The sequence below is a fragment of the Cellulomonas fengjieae genome, from assembly GCF_018388465.1.
GTDB classification, from domain to species: Bacteria; Actinomycetota; Actinomycetes; order Actinomycetales; family Cellulomonadaceae; genus Cellulomonas; species Cellulomonas fengjieae.
In genome coordinates, this window is record NZ_CP074404.1 from 3185292 (window position 1) to 3203757 (window position 18466).

Sequence of the window (18466 nt, forward strand, 5' to 3'; positions counted from 1 at the left end):
CACGCCCTCCGGGTCACAGGGGGTCCGCCCACGGTTCAGATGTCGGCGCGCCCCGCCCGGCGGACGCTGCGTCGGTCGGCCAGCACCGCGAGGGCCCCGCCGACCAGGCCGCCGAGCACGGCTCCGGCCACGGCCATCACCGTGCGCACGGCACCCTCGCCGTCGAGGAACGAGATGAACCCCGACCCGTCCGCCACCGAGGGGACCTCGGGACGCACGAGCGCCACCAGGACCAGGGCGACGACGATGCCGACGAGCGCGCCGACCGTGATGAACGCGCTGAACTTGGGGGCGCGGCGGACGGTGGCCGGCTCCGCGACCCGCTCGAGCTCGGCCTCGGAGGGGACCGGGGGCGGCGTCCGGTCGGGCTGCGTGTCGTCTGGCACGCCTCGATCCTAGGTCAGCCGGTGCTCAGCGCCGGGCCCGGGCGGCCTGGAGCGGGAGCCACGCACGCAGGTCGGCGCGCTCCCCCGAGGCGTGGATCCGCCCCGCCGCCGCCGCGTCCTGCCAGGTCAGCACGCCGGACGCCAACTCGAGCCAGGTCCGCGGATCGGTCTCCACGACGTTCGGCGGGGTGCCGCGCGTGTGACGAGGTCCCTCGACCGCCTGCACCGCCCCGTCCGGCGGGACGCGCACCTCCACCGCGTTGCCGGGCGCCACCTCGGCCAGCTCCTCGAGCGTGAACCGGACCGCCGTGCGGCGTACCGGCGTGGACACGCCGGCCGGGTCCGCGCGCCAGAGCGCGAGCGCGGCGCGGCCGTCGGCAGGGTCGGTGCGTCGGCGCGGCGGCATGGGCACGATTCTCCCCTCTGCGGCGCCAGCATCCTGACCATGAACTCGCGGACGCCACGATCCGTGACGTCCGCGAGCTCATGGGGATGACCTACCGCTGAGCGGTCACCACTTCGCGTTGCGGGCCAGCTCCAGTGCGATCTCCTGGAACCAGGCACCGGCCGACGGGCCGCCGTTGCAGGTGCCGTCCGACTCGCCGGGCAGCTTGACCCACAGGAGGGCGTCGAGGCCCGACCCGTCGTTCACCAGCGTCGGCCGCTCGCCGAGCGCCCGGCCGCGCGGGTTGCACCACTCGCCGTTGGAGCCGTTGCCGTTGCGCGAGGTGTCGATGACGAACCTCTTGCCGCCCAGCTGCTGCGAGATCTGCTGGCCGTACGACTTGGACGCCGCGGTGGTCTGGTAGTTCGACGTGTTCAGCGCGAACCCGACCGCGTACTCGAAGCCGACCTGGTTGAGCCGGCTCACGGCGGTGCTCACGGGGAGCCACGACGAGTGACCGGCGTCGATGTAGACGCGGGCGCCCTTCAGGGTCAGCGCCTTGGCCGCGTACTTGAGGAAGCCGATCCGGTCGCCCTGACCGCTGCAGTCACCCAGCTGGGCGAGCGCATCCGGCTCCAGGATCACGTACGGGTTGCCCTGGATACCGGAGGCCACGGTGTCGATCCAGGCCGCGTACGCGCTCTCCGCCACGCCGCCTCCGGAGTAGGAGCCGCAGTCGCGGCCCGGGATGGCGTAGACGACCAGCACGGCCGTCCTGCCCGCGGCCACGGCGCGGCCGGTGTAGTCGGCGACCTCCGAGCGCGCGTGGGAGGCGTCGGCCCAGTTGCCCACCCAGTACGCCTGCGGGGTCAGCGCGATCTTCTCCAGCAGCGCCTTGTCGGAGCCACCGGCCGCCTGCCACGCACGGTAGGCCTGCGTGGTCGGGTCGACGTAGAAGTTGCCCGTGGCCGGCGGGGGTGTCGTCACGGTCGGGGTCGGGTTGGGCGTCACGGGATCCGTCGGTGTCGGAGGCGGGGTGGTCGGCGTCGGGGCCGTGCCGGTGCACACGGTCCCGTTGAGCGTGAAGGAGCCGGGCACGGGGTTGGAGCCGCTCCACGAGCCGTTGAAGCCGAAGCTCGTCCGGCCGTTGGTCGCCAGTGAGCCGTTCCACGGGAGGCTCGCGACGGAGACCGCCGAGCCGCTCTGGCTGGCCGTGCCGTTCCAGAGCTGGGTGATCCGCTGACCGGCCGTGAACGTCCAGCCCGCGGTCCACGAGCTGATCGGGTCACCCAGGTTGATGATCGTGACGTCGGCACCGAAGCCGCCGCCCCACTGGTTCGTGATCTTGTACTCGACCTTGCAGCCGGGGGCGGCCTGCGCGGCGGTCGCGGCGGTGACGGCGGTCAGGCCGGCGACCGCGACGGCCGCGGCGGCGAGCAACGCGGTGGCACTTCTGCGGGTGGGCATGGATCTCCTCGGACGTCCGGTGTCGGGGCGGGCGCGGCGTCGGCGATGACGGCGGCTGCGCCCGGTCCCGTCGAGGAAACCCGACCGCCCGGGGGTCAGGCGAGCGCTGGGCGGGACCTGAAACGTTTAGTGCCTCGAACGGGTCCGTCGATGCGCTTCCGCGCACCTCAGACCCGCGGCCGACCCGGTCCGCGCAGCCCGCGCTGGTACTCCTTGGTGACCTTCTTCCATCGGTCGCGCTCCTCGGCGCGAAGCCGGGCGTCGTGCCGCCGCGCCTGGTAGGCCGCCTCCCGCGCCAGCCTGCGCCAGCTGTCGAACCGTCGCTCGGCGAGCTCCCCGCTGTCGAGCGCGGCCCGGATGGCGCAGCCGGGCTCCCCCGTGTGATGACAGTCGGCGAACCGGCACGCGTCCGCCAGCGCCGCGACGTCCGCGAACGTGGTGTCCAGCGCGTCGACGTCGGCCACCACACCGACCCCCCGGATGCCCGGGGTGTCGATGAGCATCGCCCCGCCGGCGAGCGGGACCAGCTCGCGGTGCGTGGTGGTGTGCCGACCGCGCCCGTCGGCCCGGCGCTCGCCGATCTCCATCACCTCGCGGCCGGCCAGCGCGTTGACCAGGGTGGACTTGCCCGCGCCCGAGGGACCGACGGCGACGAGCGTGGCACCGGGCACCAGGAGTGCGCGCAGGGCGTCGATGCCCCGGCCGGTCGGGACGCCGACCGTGTGCACGTCGACCGCGAGGGCCACCGCCACGACCTCGGCGGTCATCCCCTCCGGGTCCGGCACCAGGTCGGCCTTGGTCAGCACGACCACCGGGGTGGCACCCGAGCGCCAGGCCAGCGTGAGCAGCCGCTCGATGCGGCCGAGGTCGGGCTCCGGCTCGAGGTGCTCGACCACCAGGACGACGTCGATGTTGGCGGCGAGGGCCTGCACGCGGGAGGTCGCGCCGGCGGTGTCGCGGACCAGCACCGTCGTGCGCGGGGCCAGCGAGGTCAGCGCGCCGGTCTCGTCGAGACGCAGCCAGTCGCCGACCGTCGGCGCCACCCGCTCGCCGTCGTCGCCTGCCACCAGTCCGTCGCGGTCCACGACCACCCGGCGGGGCTCGTGCTCACCGTCCAGACCGTCCGCGGGCAGCACCAGGACCGCGCCCCTGTCGGCGCGGACCACCCGGAACAGATCAGTCGGCACGTTCCCGACGGTAGGAGCGCCGGGTCCGCCGGGCCACGGAAATAGCGGTCGTCCAGAACAGCGACCGGTGAGGTCAGCCGAACCAGTGCGGAAGCGTCGCCTCGTGCACCTCGCGGGCCTCGGCCAGGGGCAGCGTGAACAGACCCTGCACCTCGACCGCGGGACCGTGCACGTGGTCGGCCTCGTCGACCGGCGTGCCGGCACCCGCCGAGCAGGACTCGGCCGTCTCCCCCAGGCGCAGGGCCGGGACCCCGCGCGCGCCGCACAGGTCGACCAGCCGGACCTCCTCCGAGCGCGGGACCGCGACGAGCACCCGCGCGGTCGACTCGGAGAACAGGGCCTCGAACGGCGTGACGCCGTCGCGCTCGCAGATCGGGTCCAGCGACACCTGGACGCCGATGCCGAAGCGCAGGCTCGACTCGACGAGCGCCTGCGCCAGACCGCCCTCGGACAGGTCGTGCGCGGCATCGACCACGTGGTCGCGGCCGGCGTGCGCCAGCACCCTGGCGAGCCGGCGCTCGGCGTCCAGGTCCACCGCGGGCGGCAGGCCACCGAGGTGGCCGTGCACGACGTCGGCCCAGGCGGAGCCGTCGAGCTCGGCACGCGTGGTGCCCAGCAGGTAGACGGCCTGGCCGGGCGCGGTCCAGCCCGACGAGGTGGCGTCGGCGACGTCGTCGAGCACGCCGAGGACGCCCACGACCGGCGTCGGGTGGATCGCGGAGTCGATCAGGCCGGGCTCCCCCGTGCCGTTGTACAGCGAGACGTTGCCGCCGGTGACCGGGACCTCGAGCACCTGGCACGCGTCGGCCAGGCCGCGGATGGCCTCGACCAGCTGCCACATGGAGTCGGGGTGCTCGGGGCTGCCGAAGTTGAGGCAGTCGGTCACGGCGAGCGGGCGCGCGCCCGTCGTCGCGACGTTGCGGTACGCCTCCGCCAGGGCGAGCTGCGCGCCCGTGTACGGGTCGAGCTTGGCGTACCGGCCGCTGGCGTCGGTGGCCAGGGCGACGCCGAGGCCGGTGGACTCGTCGACCCGGATCACGCCGGAGTCGTCGGGCTGCGCGAGCGCGGTGTTGCCCTGCACGAAGCGGTCGTACTGGCTGGTCACCCACGCCTTGGAGGCCAGGTTGGGGCTGCCCAGCAGCCGCAGGACGGTCGCGCGGATCTCCGCCGCGGTGGTCGGTCGGGCGTGGCCCGCGACGGTGTCCGCGTTGAGCGCGTCCTGCCAGGCCGGCCGCGCGTAGGGGCGGTCGTAGACGGGGCCCTCGTGCGCGACCGTCTTGGGGTCCACGTCGACGATGCGCAGGCCGTGGTGGTCGATGGTCAGTCGGCCGCTGCCGGTGACCTCGCCGATCACGGCGGTCTCGACGTCCCACCTGCCGGTGATCTCCAGGAACTCGTCCAGCTGGTCCGGCCGGACGACGGCCATCATGCGCTCCTGCGACTCCGACATGAGGATCTCGCCGGCGGTCAGGGACGGGTCGCGCAGCAGGACGTTCTCCAGGTCGACGTGCATGCCGCCGTCACCGTTGGAGGCCAGCTCGCTGGTCGCGCAGGAGATGCCGGCCGCGCCCAGGTCCTGGATGCCCTCGACCACGCGCGCCGCGTACAGCTCGAGGCAGCACTCGATGAGCACCTTCTCCATGAAGGGGTCGCCCACCTGCACCGACGGCCGCTTGGAGGGCTTGGTGTCGTCGAACGTCTCGGATGCGAGGATCGACGCGCCGCCGATGCCGTCCCCACCCGTGCGGGCACCGAACAGGACGACCTTGTTGCCAGCGCCCGAGGCGTTGGCCAGGTGGATGTCCTCGTGCCGCAGCACGCCGAGGCACAGCGCGTTGACCAGCGGGTTGCCCTGGTAGGACGCGTCGAACACCAGCTCGCCGCCGATGTTGGGCAGGCCGAGCGAGTTGCCGTAGCCGCCGACGCCTGCCACCACGCCGTGCACCACCCGCGCGGTGTCGGGGTGGTCGACCGCGCCGAAGCGCAGCTGGTCCATGACGGCGACCGGGCGCGCGCCCATCGAGATGATGTCGCGCACGATGCCGCCGACGCCCGTGGCCGCGCCCTGGTACGGCTCGACGTAGGACGGGTGGTTGTGCGACTCGACCTTGAAGGTCACCGCCCAGCCGTCGCCGATGTCGACGACGCCCGCGTTCTCGCCGATGCCGACGAGCAGGTGCTCGCGCATGGCGTCGGTGGTCTTGTCACCGAACTGGCGCAGGTGGTTCTTGCTCGACTTGTACGAGCAGTGCTCCGACCACATCACCGAGTACATCGCGAGCTCGGCGGCCGTGGGGCGGCGGCCGAGGATGTCGCGGATCCGCTGGTACTCGTCCGGCTTCAGGCCCAGCTCCGCGAACGGCTGGTCCTGGTCCGGGGTCGCGGCGGCGACGTCGACGGTGTCGGTCTGGGGGGCGCGCGCAGGTGCGGTGGTCATCGATTCCCTCGGTGGAGACCCGTGGGCCGGGCTGCGCGGTCCGTAGGCGCCGGCAAGCCCCGCCGACGTCGGCAGACGCGCACACGATACCGGGGAGCGCGCGGGGCCGGACCCGACGGGCCGGTACCTTTCCCAGGGTGAGAGCGGGAGCCGTCGTCGCGACCCTGGTCGTCCTGGTCCTCGCGGGGTGCACCCCGCGCGTCGACGAGCCGACGCCGGCCCCCGCCGCGACGGCGACGCCCTCCCCGAGCCCGTCGGTCGAGGTCACCGATCCCGTCGCGCTCCGCACCACGGGTCTGCCGGTCATCTCCGGTCCGGTGACGCTCACCGTGGCTGCCGCCGACGTCTCCGTGACGGCGCAGGACGACGGCTCGTTGCTCGTCGACGCCCCCGGTGCCCTGGTCGTCGCCCCCGAGGGCATGACCCTGGAGGCCCTCTCCGACGGCTCGGCGGTCGTCCGCGACGCCAGCGGAGCGTTCGTCGCCGGCCTCACCGCGCAGCCGTGGGGCTCCCGGCTCGTCCAGGTGGACCCGGAGGTGGTCCGGCTCACGGCCGACGGCGAGGCGAGCATCTGGTTCACCTCCACCGCGGTGCAGAGCGCCGTGTGGGGCGAGGCGGAGGGCGGGCGCTCGCTCGCGGTCACCCCCAGCGCCTGGGCGCGCGCCGGGAGCCTGGCCGCGCAGGACGGGCTCTGGACGCAGGTCGTCGCACTCGCTCCCGACGCCGACGTCCCGGGCATGCGGGACCAGCTGGAGTGCCACGAGCTCGGCGCCCCGGACAAGGACACCTGGAACCTGGAGCCGTGGCGGCCCGAGGTCGGCGCGCTCGAGATGATCAGCGCGCGCTGCAACCCCTGAGCACGCGTCCGGCCCGCCGCCTGCGGGGTACGCGAGGCGGCGGGCCGGGGCGGCGCGGTCAGCGCTTGTACTTCTCCGGGACGGGTGCGTCACCGGACGCGCGCTGCGCCCGGTAGTACGCGCGCGCCTCGTCCTGACGGACCTGCTCCGCGCCGGACGCGATGGGCGCCCGCAGGTGCGCCTGCTCGTAGCCGAACGCGTCGACCAGCGACTGCGCGTGCGGGCGCAGGCGGGCCAGCAGCCGGTCGATGTACGACGTGACCGTCCGGGCGCGGCCGGCGGACAGCCGGCCGTTGAGCAGGTACCAGGTGAGGTTGCGCTCGATGACCGTGAGCCCGAACAGGTCCCGCACCCAGGTGAGGATCTGCCGGGTGCCGGGGTCGGTCACGCGCTCGAGCGCCGCCGTGAACGACTCCCACTGGACCAGCTCGGCGTGCGCGCGGGCGGCTTCGATGAGCTCGTGCTGGTGGGCGTTGAAGATCGCCGCGGCGGTCGCCGGGTCGGCCTTCTGCGCCGGGCGCAGGGCCTGGGCGATCTCGGCGACCATCGTCTCGACGCGGTCGACGAGCAGCTCGCGCTGGGTCGCGGTCTCGCGCAGCTGCCCGGCCGAGCGGCGGGGGTCGCCCACGTCGGCGATCGTCTGGATGGCACGGTGCAGCGGGGTGCGGTACCGGGCGGCGTCGGAGGCGCGCTCGGCCACCAGCCGGGCCACCTTCGTCGCGTCCAGGCCCTTGAAGGTCTTCGAGTAGTCGGTGAGCAGGCGCTTGCCGACGAGCTGCAGCAGGACCGTGTTGTCGCCCTCGAACGTGGTGAACACGTCGAGGTCGGCGCGCAGCCCGGTGAGCCGGTTCTCCGTGAGGTACCCGGCTCCGCCGCACGCCTCGCGCGCGACCTGCAGGGTGTTCAGCGCGTGCCACGTCGACGCCGGCTTGAGCGCGGCGGCGAGCGTCTCGAGGTCCGCGCGGCTGTCCGGGGTGTCGTTGCGGCCGGAGAACACGTCGTCGAACGCGGCGAGCAGGTCCTCGTGCGCGAACCCGGCGGCGTAGGTCTCCGCGAGAAGCGGGAGCAGCCGACGCTGGTGCTCGGCGTAGTCGAGGAGCACGACCTCGTCGGTGGGCGACGCCGAGCTGAACTGGCGGCGCTGGTTGCCGTACGTGATCGCGATGGTCAGGCCCACGCGGGCGGCGCTGACCGCGGCGCCGTCGAGCGAGACGCGGCCCTGCACGAGCGTGCCGAGCATCGTGAAGAACCGGCGGCCCGGGCTCGGGATGGGCGAGGAGTACGTGCCGTCCTCCGCGACGTCGCCGTACCGGTTGAGCAGGTTCGTGCGCGGCACGCGAACCTGGTCGAACCAGAGCCTGCCGTTGTCGATGCCGTTCAGACCGCCCTTGAGCCCGTCGTCCTCGCCGCCGACGCCGGGCAGGAACTCCATGGTGACCGCGTCGCGGATCGGGACATAGAACGCGTGCACGCCGTGGTCGACCGCGCGCCCGCCCGGGGGTGAGGTGATCAGCCGCGCGAAGACGGTCGCGGCGGTGCCGTGCAGGCCCGCGTTGCCCAGGTAGTCCTTCCACGCCGCGCGGAACGGCGTGTGGATGACGAACTCCTGCGTCGCAGGGTCGTACGTCGCGGTGGTGCCGATGGCGGCGACGTCCGAGCCGTGCCCGGTCTCGGTCATCGCGAAGGCGCCCGGGACCGCCAGGGACAGGGCGTCGGGCAGGAACTCGTCGTGGTTGCCCTCGGTGCCCAGGTGGTAGATCGCCGACGCGAACAGACCCCACTGCACCCCGACCTTGATCTGCAGCGACGGGTCCGCATGCGTGAGCTCTTCGTACCGGGAGAGGAAGCCGCCGTGGTCCTCGAGACCACCGAACCGCGTGGGGAACGACCGGTGGACGTCGCCCTCGACGGCGAGCAGGCGGAGCTGGCCGAGGACCCGCTCGCGGTGCTCCGCGGGCGACAGGCCGTCGACCTGGTGGAACCGCTCGTCGGCCATCAGGTTGCGCGCAGCGAGGCGCAGCTCGGGGTAGTGGCCCAGCAGGACCTGGCTCAGGTGCGCGATGTCGACGTTGGTGACGTCCGCGTCGAGGCGGGGGTCACCGGCCTGGGGGGCATCGACCAGGGGGCGCGGCGTGGTGGTGGTCATCGGGACTCCTCGGCAGTTGTGCGGTTGCGGTCACGGGCGAGCAGCCCGACGGGTCCAGCCCAGAGCCATGCGGCGACCTGGACGGTGAGCTCTTCGCGGTCCGGGCTCGCGGGCTCGTGGCGGTGGGCCAGCCACCACTCGCCGGCGCCGCGGACGAATCCGACGCCTCCGGCGGCCCAGGACTCGGCCAGCGCGACCCGAGCGGCGAGCGCCTCGTCGTCGGCCGACGCGTCCCCCTCGGGTCGACGGGCCGTGCGATGCCCGTCCGCGTGCTCCTCGGTCAGGCCTCGCGCGAACGGGGCGGCGACGAGCGCGGTCACCGAGTCGAGGAAGTGGCCGAGCGGCCCGCCGGACTCGACCGAGCCGTTGCGGGTCACGAACGCGTAGACGTTGGGCGACGACTCGATCATCTCGAGGTAGACGGCCACCATGGCGCGCAGGCCCTCGCGGGGGGTCGGCGAGATCCGCAGCACGCCCTCGAGGGCGCCCTGGATCTGCAGCACGACGGCCTCGGCGACCGCGATCTGCAGGCCGGTCTTGTCCGCGAAGTAGCGGTAGACGATCGACTTCGATGTGCCCGCCGCGGCGGCGATCTCCTCCATCGAGACGTCGGGACCGCGGTGGTGCACGGTCTTGCGGGCGACGCGCACGAGCTCGGCACGACGGGCCTCGCGGTGGTCGGCCCAGCGGGTGGACCGGCCGTCGGCGGCGAACGGGTCCTCGGGGGGTCGACGGGTCCCGGGCGCAGTCGGGAGAGCCGGTCGAGCACGACCGGCTTCGGAGTTCAGCAGCGTGAGGGCCGTCGCCTTCGACGGGCCCGGTGTGACAGGGCTCACGAAACCGAAGGTATCAGGTACTGTGGGTTTCGGACACCACGTCAGATCAGGTCATCCCCCGCTCGACGACGAAGCGAGAGGAACGCGCCCCATGGCACGCCCCATCACGAGCCCCTCCCCCACCTCCGACGTACGCCGGGCCTACGTGCTCGGTGGCAACCGGATCCCGTTCGCCCGCGCCGGCGGACCGTACGTCCGCGCCAGCAACCAGGACATGCTCACCGCCGCGATCGACGGCCTGGTCGCGCGGTACGGCCTGCAGGGCGAGCGCATCGGAGAGGTCGCCGCCGGTGCCGTCCTCAAGCACAGCAAGGACTTCAACCTCACGCGCGAGTCGGTCCTCGGGTCCGCCCTGTCCGCCGAGACCCCCGCGTACGACGTGCAGCAGGCCTGCGCGACCGGCCTGGAGACCGTCATCTCCCTGAGCAACCAGATCCGCCTCGGCCAGCTCGAGTCCGCGATCGCCGGTGGCGTCGACTCCACGTCGGACGCTCCCATCGCGGTGAGCAACCGGCTGCGCCGCGCGCTGCTCGACCTGTCGCGGGCACGCACGGTCCCGCAGAAGCTCGCGGCCCTGGCCCAGATCCGCCCCAAGGACCTCGCGCCGTCGGCCCCGAGCACCGGTGAGCCGCGCACGCACCTGTCGATGGGCGAGCACCAGGCGCTGACCACCGCGCAGTGGGGCATCGCCCGCGAGGCGCAGGACGAGGTCGCGCTGGCCAGCCACCAGCGGCTCGCCGCCGCGTACGACTCCGGGTTCTTCGACGACCTGGTCACCCCGTTCCGCGGGCTGACGCGCGACGCCAACCTGCGCGCCGACTCCTCGCCGGAGAAGCTGGCCAAGCTCAAGCCCGCCTTCGGGCTCGGGCTGGACACGCCCGCGACGATGACGGCCGGCAACTCCACGCCGCTGTCGGACGGCGCGTCGACGGTGCTGCTGGGGTCCGCCGAGTGGGCCGCGGCGCACGACCTGGTGCCGCTCGCGTCACTGGTGGACGCCGAGGCCGGCGCGGTGGACTTCGTGCACGGCGACGACGGGCTGCTGATGGCCCCCGCGTTCGCCGTGCCCAGGCTGCTGGCCCGCAACGGGCTGACGCTGGACGACTTCGACTACGTCGAGATCCACGAGGCGTTCGCCGCCACCGTGCTCACGACGCTGGCCGCGTGGGAGTCCGAGGAGTTCGGGCGCGAGCGCCTCGGGCTGGAGGGCGCCTTCGGCAAGGTCGACCGCGCGAAGCTCAACGTGCACGGCTCGTCGCTCGCCGCCGGGCACCCGTTCGCCGCGACCGGCGGTCGGATCGTCGCCACGATCAGCAAGGAGCTGCACCGCCGCAAGCGGGAGTCCGGCTCCGACGCGCCCGTGCGTGCGCTCGTGTCCGTGTGCGCGGCCGGCGGCCTGGGCCTCACCGCGATCCTCGAGGCGGCCTGATCATGACGGACACCTACCTGAACCTGGTCAACAGCGGCGTCACCAAGAAGCTGGCCAAGCAGCTCGGGCTGCCCCAGCCCGCTCCCCTGCGCCGGTACGAGCCCGGGCAGCCGCTGCTGACCGGCTCCGTGCTGGTGCTCGGGCGCGGACCGGAGTCGGACGCCCTCGCCGGGGTGCTCTCCGGCGACTGGGACCTCGACGTGCACCGCCACCCGACGCCCGGCACGCGCTACGCCGCCGTCGTGCTGGCCCTCACCGAGCTGACCCACCCGGACCAGCTGTCGGAGCCGGTGCTCGAGGCCGGCACCGTCCTGAAGTCGCTCCCCCGCGGCAGCCGGGTGGTCACGCTGTCCCGGTCCGCGGTCGCCGACGACGCCCCCGCGGTCGCGGCGGCACGTCAGGGCGTCGACGGGCTGCTGCGGTCGCTGGCCAAGGAGCTGCGCGGCGGGTCCACGGGCAACGGCATCGTGCTCGCCGCCGACGTCCCCGTGACCGCCCCGTCGGTGCTCGGTGCGCTGCGGTTCTTCCTGTCCGCCAAGTCCGCGTTCGTCGACGGCCAGCTGCTGGGCGTGGACTCCGCGGCCGGCTCCGTGCCCGACTGGGACCAGCCGCTGGCCGGCCGGGTCGCGGTCGTCACCGGTGCGGCCCGTGGGATCGGCGCCTCGATCGCCGACACCCTGGCTCGTGACGGCGCCACCGTCATCGCGGTCGACGTACCGGCCGCCGGGGAGCAGCTGACCACGGTCGCCAACCGCGTGAAGGGCACGGCCCTCCAGCTCGACGTCACCGCTCCCGATGCGGGGGCCCGGATCCTCGAGCACGCCCTCCAGCGGCACGGGCGGCTCGACATCGTGGTGCACAACGCCGGGATCACCCGCGACAAGCTGCTGGCCAACATGTCCCCCGACAAGTGGGACTCGGTCCTCGCCGTGAACATCGCGTCGCAGCTGCGGATCAACGAGGCGCTGCTGACGTCCGGCGACTTCACGGACGCGCCGCGGATCGTGTCGCTGGCCTCGACGTCGGGCATCGCCGGCAACCGCGGGCAGACCAACTACGCGGCGTCCAAGGGCGGCGTCATCGGCATGGTCCGGGCCACCGCACCCCTGCTCGAGGCGTTCGGCGGAACCGCGAACGCGGTCGCCCCCGGGTTCATCGAGACCGAGATGACCGCCCGGATCCCCGCCCTGACGCGCCAGGTGGCCCGTCGGCTGAACTCCCTGCAGCAGGGCGGTCAGCCGGTCGACGTGGCCGAGACGGTCGCCTTCCTGGCCTCCCCGGCCGCGGGCGGCGTCGTGGGGCGCGTGCTGCGCGTCTGCGGCCAGAACATGGTGGGCCAGTGACGACGACCGTCGTCCTGCCGGGCGTGCCCGGGCTCGGCGGGCTGTACGCCCGCGGGGCCGCCCTGTCGGTGGCGCATCGCATCCGACCCGGCGCCCGAACCCTGCCGGACGTGGAGTACGTGGTCCGCGGGGTCACGGCCGACGCGGAGCACCTGACCGCGTACCAGCACCTGGTCGGGGAGTCCGCCTCGGACCTGCTCCCGGCGGGCTTCGTGCACGTGCTGGCGTTCCCCGTGGCCACCGCCGTCATGGCCCGGCCCGACTTCCCCCTGCCGCTGGTCGGGCTGGTGCACCTGGCCAACCGGGTGACGCAGCTGCGGCCCTTGTCGCTCGGCACACCGTTCGACGTGCGGGCGACCGCGGCCGACCTGCGCCCCCACCGGTCGGGGACGCAGGTCGACCTGGTGACGGAGGTGTCGGTCGACGGCACCGTGGCCTGGCGCGGGGTCTCCACCTACCTGGCCCGCGGCGTGCAGCCGGCCGGGACCGCCTCGGACGAGGCGCCGGAGCCGTTCGTCCCGCCGGTGCCGACCGGCCGCTGGTCGCTCGACGCCGGGACCGGTCGCCGGTACGCAGCCGTCTCGGGAGACCGCAACCCCATCCACCTGTCCGCGCTGTCGGCGAAGGCGCTCGGGTTCCCGCGGGCCATCGCGCACGGCATGTACACGGCGTCCCGGGCGCTGGCCGACGTCGGCGCCCGCCGCGGCGACGCCTTCGACTGGACCGTCGACTTCGCCAAGCCGGTGCTCCTGCCCGGGACCGTGACCGTCCGCATCGCTCGATCCGGCGAGGGGTTCACGTTCGCCGGCTGGAACGCGCGCTCCGGCAAGCCGTACCTCACCGGATCGGTCGTCCCGCTCGCCTGAGTCCGCTGTCCCGGGCCGCTTCTTGACCCGGGACAGCGGACTCAGCCGCGCGGGCGACCGCGCGGTCGAGACGATCAGAGGTCGGCCGGACGCAGCACCGCCGTGATCCCGTGCGCGATCTGCACGTTGCCGGCGTTCAGGTCGAGCTTGCCGGGGACGAGGAACGGGTTCAGGTCGTTGCGGTCCTGGTCCCGCAGCTGCACGACGCCGAACCGCTTCGAGATCACGTCGACCCGGAAGGTTCCGCCCTGGGCGGTCGTGAGGTCAGCGTTGTCGCTGGCCAGCGCCGTGCCGGAGTCGATGGTCGCGCCCGGCACCACGTGGTAGAGCAGCACCTGCTCGATCGCGTCGATGCCGACGGCACCGGCCAGCGCGGTCAGCACCTGCTCCTCGGAGCCGTACCACCGGTGCGTGAGGTCCTTGGCCAGGAACTGGAACGCGCGGTCGTTGGGCAGGAACGCGGTCAGCGGGACGGTGCCGTCGGCGAGCACGGCGACCGGGCTGGTCGGCTTGGCGGCGAGCACCGCACCGACGGCCTGGTCCAGGATGTCGAAGTCGCGCCAGCTCCGATCGAAGGTGTCCCCGTCCGAGGCGAGCAGGGCAGCCAGGCTGGACGTGCCCGTGGGGGCGGCGCTCGCGCTGGGTGCGAGTGCGGCTCCCGCACCGACCAGGCCGGTGGCGAGGAGGGCGGAGAGCGTGCGACGGATCCTCATGGTGACTCCTTGCGGACGACGGTCACGGCCGACGCCCTGCGCCGCACCGCGCGGGCGCCCGGACAGCGCCCTGTGACCTTCTTCGCCCGACACCCGCCCCGTGGATGCAGGAGTGGGCGGTCAGTCGTCCAGGGCCGGGCCGCAGGCGGCTGCCGCGGTGGCCGCCAGGCGGTCGAGGCCGTGCACCGCGAGCAGCGGGCGGGTGTCGTCGACGACCGCCCAGCAGCCGTCCACCACCTCGTACCGGACCGCCGGACCGGTCGCCAGGTACGCGGTCAGCGCGGTGACCAGGCGGTCGACCGCCTCGCTCGTGGTGCCCACGCCCACCGACGCGCGGATCGCCCCACCCGTGGCCCCGAGGTGCGCGAGCAACGGGTGCGCGCAGAAGCGGCCGTCACGCACCCCGATGCCGTGCTCGGCCGCCAGGAATGCGGCGACCAGGCCCGGGTCGTGACCCGGCACGGTGAAGGTGAGCACGCCGACGGGTGCGTCGGAGTCCGGCCAGATCCGCGCGACCTCGACGCCGTCGATCCCCGACAGCCCCGCGACCAGGCGCGCGCGGAGCGCCTCCTCGTGCGCGGCGAGCGCACCGGCCGGCAGGGCCGCCAGCCGGTCGCACGCCTCCGCGAGCGCGATCGCCCCGATCACGTTGGGCGACCCGGCCTCGTGCCGCGCCGGCGCCGGCTGCCACACCGTCCGATCGGCCCGCACGTCGCGCACCGCACCTCCCCCTGCGAGGTACGGCGTGCCCGTGTCGAGCCAGTCGCGGCGGCCGACGAGGGCCCCCGCGCCGAACGGTGCGTAGGTCTTGTGGCCCGAGAACGCGACGTAGTCGACGTCGGTCTGCGCCAGGGAGAAGCCGCGGTGCGGCACCAGCTGGGCGCCGTCGACGGCCACCCGTGTACCGGCGGCGTGGGCGAGCGCGACCACCCGGTCGATCGGCAGCGCCTCGCCCGTGACGTTCGAGGCGCCGGTGATCGTCAGCAGCGCGTACGGCAGGCGGGCGAGCTCGCTCCCCAGGGCGACGAGCGTGCCGGCCACCGTGTCCTTGATGGGCAGGATCGTCGTGCGGTTGCCGTGCCGCTCGGACGACTGCACCCAGGGCAGCAGGTTGGCGTGGTGCTCGGCGTCCAGCACCAGGACGCGACCGCCGTCCGGCACCACCCCGGCCAGCAGGTTGAGCGAGTCGGTGGTGTTGCGCGTGACGATGGCGACGTCGTCGGGACGCGCGTCCACGAACCGCGCGATCGTCTCGCGCGCCGACTCGTAGAGCGCGGTCGACACCTGGGACAGGTACCCGGCCCCGCGGTGCACGGACGCGTACAGCGGGAGCACCTCGGTCACGCGGGCTGCGACGGCCTCCAGCGCGGGCGCGCTCGCGGCGTAGTCGAGGTTCGCGTAGACGCGGTGGGTGCCGTCCACGAGCGGGACGGTGGTGGCTCCCCCGACCACGGGCAGCAGGGCGCTCACCTCGTCGGTGGGGGTGCGCGTGAGTCGCTCGGCGATGACGGACATGGTGGGTCCTCCGACAGATCCGGGGGAACACCAGGTGTGGTGGGACCCCGCGCTTGCCGGCCCCGGACGGGGCACGGCCAGGTCGTCACCCGGGGCACCCCACCGCGGAGGAGGGTTGCCGGCCAGCGAGCCGGGGCTTGACGCTGGCGCTCATGACCTGGGTCGAGCCTCCCGGCACCGTCGGCGACCTGTCAACGAGGCTCGGCCGTCGTCTCGCCAGCCGGGACGGCTTGTCCACCACTTGGAAGGCGGTCCCCGCCGCGCGTAGCATCGCCGCACCATCCAGAGCGGCCGAGAGATCTGGCTCGACGACGCCGCAGCAACCCGCGGGCACCACGTGCCCGGTGCAGGGTGCTACCGCCAGGACCGATGAGACGAGGCTTTCCATGAGCTACGCCGGTGACCTGACCCCCGAGCAGGCCTGGGACCTGTTGACGTCCGACGAGAACGCCGTCCTCGTCGACGTGCGGACCGACGCCGAGTGGCGCTACGTCGGCATCCCCGACGCCGGGCCGATCGACGGGCGGGCAGCGCTCGTCGAGTGGGTGTCGTACCCGAGCGGCCGGCCCAACCCGCGGTTCCTCGACCAGCTCGCCGACGCGGGTGTCACGGCCGGCCGACCCGTCGTGTTCCTGTGCCGCTCGGGCGTGCGCTCGATCGCGGCCGCGCAGGCGGCGACCGCTGCGGGCCTCGGTCCGGCGTACAACGTCCTGCACGGCTTCGAGGGCGACGTCGGACCCGACGGCCACCGCGGACACGAGGGTTGGCGCGCGGCCGGCCTGCCCTGGCGGCAGGTGTGAGCCCGGCAGGTGCGAGCGGTCGGCGCGTCCCCGGCCCGGCCGACTGGGACGACCGCCGCAGCCCGCACGACCAGCTGCGCCCCGACACGCTCGCCGTGCGCGGCGGGCTCGTGCGCTCGCAGTTCAACGAGACGTCCGAGGCGCTGTTCCTCACGCAGGGCTACGTGTACGACACGGCCGCCGAGGCCGAGGCCGCCTTCGCCGGCCAGGCGGACCGGTTCCTGTACTCCCGCTACGGCAACCCGACCGTGTCCACCTTCGAGGAGCGCCTGAGGCTGCTCGAGGGCGCCGAGGCGGCGTACGCGACCGCCACCGGCATGTCGGCGGTGTTCACCTCGCTCGCGGCCCTCGTGCAGTCGGGATCGCGGATCGTGTCCGCGCGGGCGCTGTTCGGGTCCACCGTCGTGATCTTCGAGGAGATCCTGGCCAAGTGGGGTGTGACCACCGACTACGTCGACGGACACGAGCTGGCGCAGTGGCAGGAGGCGCTGGCGACGCCCGCGGACGTCGTGTTCTTCGAGACGCCGTCCAACCCGATGCAGGACCTGGTCGACGTCGCGGCCGTCAGTCGGCTCGCGCACGCGGCGGGCGCGACGGTGGTCGTCGACAACGTCTTCGCGACACCGGTGCTGTCCCGCCCGCTGGAGCTGGGCGCCGACGTGGTCGTGTACTCGGCCACCAAGCACATCGACGGGCAGGGCCGCGTGCTCGGCGGCGCGATCCTGGGCAGCGACGAGTACATCCACGGGCCCGTCCAGACGCTCATCCGCAACACGGGTCCGTCGCTGTCGGCCTTCAACGCGTGGGTGCTGCTCAAGGGCCTGGAGACGCTCTCCCTGCGGGTGCGCCACCAGACCGCGTCGGCCCTGCGGGTGGCGACCTGGCTGGAGCAGCAGCCCGGCGTCGCGCTCGTCCGCTACCCGTACCTGCCCTCGCACCCGCAGCACGCGCTCGCGCTCGCGCAGCAGTCCGGTGGCGGCACGGTGGTCACGTTCAACCTGGTGGTGCCGGACGACGCGACGGCCGACGTCGCCAAGAAGGTCACCTTCGGCGTGCTCGACGCCCTGCGGGTCGTCGACATCTCCAACAACCTGGGCGACGCCAAGTCGCTGGTCACCCACCCCGCCACGACGACGCACCGCAAGCTCGGTCCCGACGGCCGCGCGGCGGTCGGCATCGGCGAGTCCACGGTCCGGCTGTCGGTGGGCCTCGAGGACCCCGCCGACCTGATCGAGGACCTCGCGCAGGCGCTCGACACGCTCTCGGACTGACCGCGGCGCCCGGGCGCGGTTGACTGACGTCATGACCACGCAGCCGCCGGAGGGACTCGACGACGGCTGGTCCTCGTCGCTGGTGCGGCTGCTCGTCGGCCTCGTCGCGGGCGCCCTCGTCGCCACGCTCGTCCCCTGGTCCTCGGTCGTCACCGCCCTGCTGGCCGCATGGGCCGCCGTCGCCACGGTGTTCGTCGTCTGGACCTGGGCGGTCATCACGCCGATGGGCGCGGACGACACCGCGACCCACGCGACCCGCGAGGAGCCGACCCGGGCCGGGGCGCACCTGATCGTGCTCGCGGCCGCGGTCGTCGCGCTCGTCGGCGTCGCCGTCGTCCTGCTCAACCACCAGGTCGGCAAGCTGTCGCCGACCGTGGCGATCCTCGGCAGCGTCATCGCGTCATGGGCGGCGATCAACACGGTCTTCACGCTGCGCTACGCGCGGATGTACTTCGAGGGCACGGACGGCGGGGTCGACTTCCACCAGGACGAGTCGCCGGTGTACACCGACTTCGCCTACCTCGCCCTGACCATCGGGATGAGCTTCGCGGTCTCGGACCCGGATCTGCAGACCTCGGCCCTGCGCCGGGTCGCGCTGTTCCACGCGCTGCTCAGCTACCTGTTCGGCACCGTGATCATCGCGGTGGTGGTGAACATCGTCGCCGCGCTGTGAGGCTCAGAGCTGCACGGTCTCGTTCTCGCCGCCGTCGAAGCGCTCGCCGGTGACCTTGGCCTTGACCAGGCTGAACGCGGTGGTGAGGCGGCCACCCGTGGCGTGCCAGTACTCCGCGGTCCGGCCACCGTAGGCATGTCGTACCGATGCTGCAT

At 73.6% G+C, this 18466-nt stretch carries 16 protein-coding genes and 2 riboswitches; of the genes, 7 read left to right on the plus strand and 9 right to left on the minus strand.

The genetic code is table 11. The annotated features are described in order from the left end of the window. Positions 1–35 precede the first annotated feature (35 nt). From KG102_RS14740 to purL, 5 genes are all read right to left on the minus strand, one after another. Positions 36–386 carry a histidine kinase gene (locus KG102_RS14740; protein WP_208288260.1) on the minus strand — a complete coding sequence of 117 codons (351 nt, stop codon included), beginning with the start codon at positions 384–386 and terminating at the stop codon, positions 36–38. 25 nt (positions 387–411) lie between these two features. Next, entirely contained in the window at positions 412–792 is a 381-nt protein-coding gene (locus tag KG102_RS14745; protein WP_208212601.1) for a sterol carrier family protein, read from the minus strand. Between the two features lie 105 nt (positions 793–897). Then, the gene (locus tag KG102_RS14750; RefSeq protein ID WP_208288259.1) at positions 898–2238 is read right to left on the minus strand and encodes a glycoside hydrolase family 6 protein; all 1341 of its coding nucleotides are present in this window, start codon (positions 2236–2238) and stop codon (positions 898–900) included. A gap of 167 nt (positions 2239–2405) precedes the next feature. Continuing rightward, on the minus strand, positions 2406–3425 hold the full coding sequence (gene rsgA / locus KG102_RS14755; RefSeq protein WP_249667344.1) for a ribosome small subunit-dependent GTPase A: 1020 nt from the start codon (positions 3423–3425) through the stop codon (positions 2406–2408). 73 nt (positions 3426–3498) lie between these two features. Then, positions 3499–5862: a phosphoribosylformylglycinamidine synthase subunit PurL gene (purL, locus tag KG102_RS14760; RefSeq protein ID WP_208288258.1), complete on the minus strand. Its 2364-nt coding sequence runs from the start codon at positions 5860–5862 to the stop codon at positions 3499–3501. Between the two features lie 137 nt (positions 5863–5999). On the opposite strand from purL, the gene KG102_RS14765 reads away from it, so the two are divergent. After that, positions 6000–6719 carry a DUF2599 domain-containing protein gene (locus KG102_RS14765; RefSeq protein ID WP_208288257.1) on the plus strand — a complete coding sequence of 240 codons (720 nt, stop codon included), beginning with the start codon at positions 6000–6002 and terminating at the stop codon, positions 6717–6719. Between the two features lie 58 nt (positions 6720–6777). Here the strand turns inward: KG102_RS14765 and KG102_RS14770 are convergent, their stop codons facing one another. After that, positions 6778–8865, minus strand: a complete 2088-nt coding sequence (locus KG102_RS14770; protein ID WP_208288256.1) for an acyl-CoA dehydrogenase family protein — start codon at positions 8863–8865, stop codon at positions 6778–6780. Continuing rightward, positions 8862–9701: a TetR/AcrR family transcriptional regulator gene (locus tag KG102_RS14775; protein WP_208212606.1), complete on the minus strand. Its 840-nt coding sequence runs from the start codon at positions 9699–9701 to the stop codon at positions 8862–8864. The genes KG102_RS14770 and KG102_RS14775 overlap by 4 nt, the downstream gene beginning before the upstream one ends. A gap of 91 nt (positions 9702–9792) precedes the next feature. Between KG102_RS14775 and KG102_RS14780 the strand changes: the two genes are divergently transcribed. The 3 genes from KG102_RS14780 to KG102_RS14790 are packed head-to-tail and all read left to right on the plus strand — an operon-like array spanning position 9793 to position 13339. After that, complete coding sequence (locus tag KG102_RS14780; protein ID WP_208288255.1) at positions 9793–11130, plus strand: acetyl-CoA C-acetyltransferase; 1338 nt, start codon at positions 9793–9795, stop codon at positions 11128–11130. Between the two features lie 2 nt (positions 11131–11132). Next, positions 11133–12473, plus strand: coding sequence for a 3-oxoacyl-ACP reductase (locus KG102_RS14785; RefSeq protein WP_208212608.1), 1341 nt, complete (start codon positions 11133–11135; stop codon positions 12471–12473). After that, a complete protein-coding gene (locus KG102_RS14790; protein ID WP_208288254.1) occupies positions 12470–13339 on the plus strand; it encodes a MaoC/PaaZ C-terminal domain-containing protein in 870 nt (289 codons plus the stop codon). Before KG102_RS14785 ends, KG102_RS14790 begins: the two co-directional genes overlap by 4 nt. A 74-nt stretch (positions 13340–13413) precedes the next feature. Here KG102_RS14790 and KG102_RS14795 read toward each other — a convergent pair whose 3' ends face one another. Both KG102_RS14795 and KG102_RS14800 read right to left on the minus strand, forming a co-directional pair. Next, a complete protein-coding gene (locus KG102_RS14795; RefSeq protein ID WP_208212610.1) occupies positions 13414–14052 on the minus strand; it encodes a fasciclin domain-containing protein in 639 nt (212 codons plus the stop codon). A 120-nt stretch (positions 14053–14172) separates the two neighbouring features. Continuing rightward, complete coding sequence (locus tag KG102_RS14800; RefSeq protein WP_208288253.1) at positions 14173–15567, minus strand: aminotransferase class V-fold PLP-dependent enzyme; 1395 nt, start codon at positions 15565–15567, stop codon at positions 14173–14175. A gap of 44 nt (positions 15568–15611) precedes the next feature. Continuing rightward, positions 15612–15725, minus strand: a riboswitch (SAM riboswitch). A gap of 117 nt (positions 15726–15842) precedes the next feature. Beyond that, positions 15843–15943: riboswitch (SAM riboswitch) on the plus strand. Positions 15944–15953: 10 nt separating this feature from the next. On the opposite strand from KG102_RS14800, the gene KG102_RS14805 reads away from it, so the two are divergent. The 3 genes from KG102_RS14805 to KG102_RS14815 are packed head-to-tail and all read left to right on the plus strand — an operon-like array spanning position 15954 to position 18311. Then, complete coding sequence (locus KG102_RS14805; protein WP_208212612.1) at positions 15954–16367, plus strand: rhodanese-like domain-containing protein; 414 nt, start codon at positions 15954–15956, stop codon at positions 16365–16367. After that, the gene (locus tag KG102_RS14810; RefSeq protein ID WP_208288252.1) at positions 16364–17638 is read left to right on the plus strand and encodes an O-succinylhomoserine sulfhydrylase; all 1275 of its coding nucleotides are present in this window, start codon (positions 16364–16366) and stop codon (positions 17636–17638) included. The genes KG102_RS14805 and KG102_RS14810 overlap by 4 nt, the downstream gene beginning before the upstream one ends. Before the next feature lie 31 nt (positions 17639–17669). After that, positions 17670–18311, plus strand: coding sequence for a DUF1345 domain-containing protein (locus KG102_RS14815; protein WP_208212614.1), 642 nt, complete (start codon positions 17670–17672; stop codon positions 18309–18311). Positions 18312–18466: the final 155 nt, after the last annotated feature.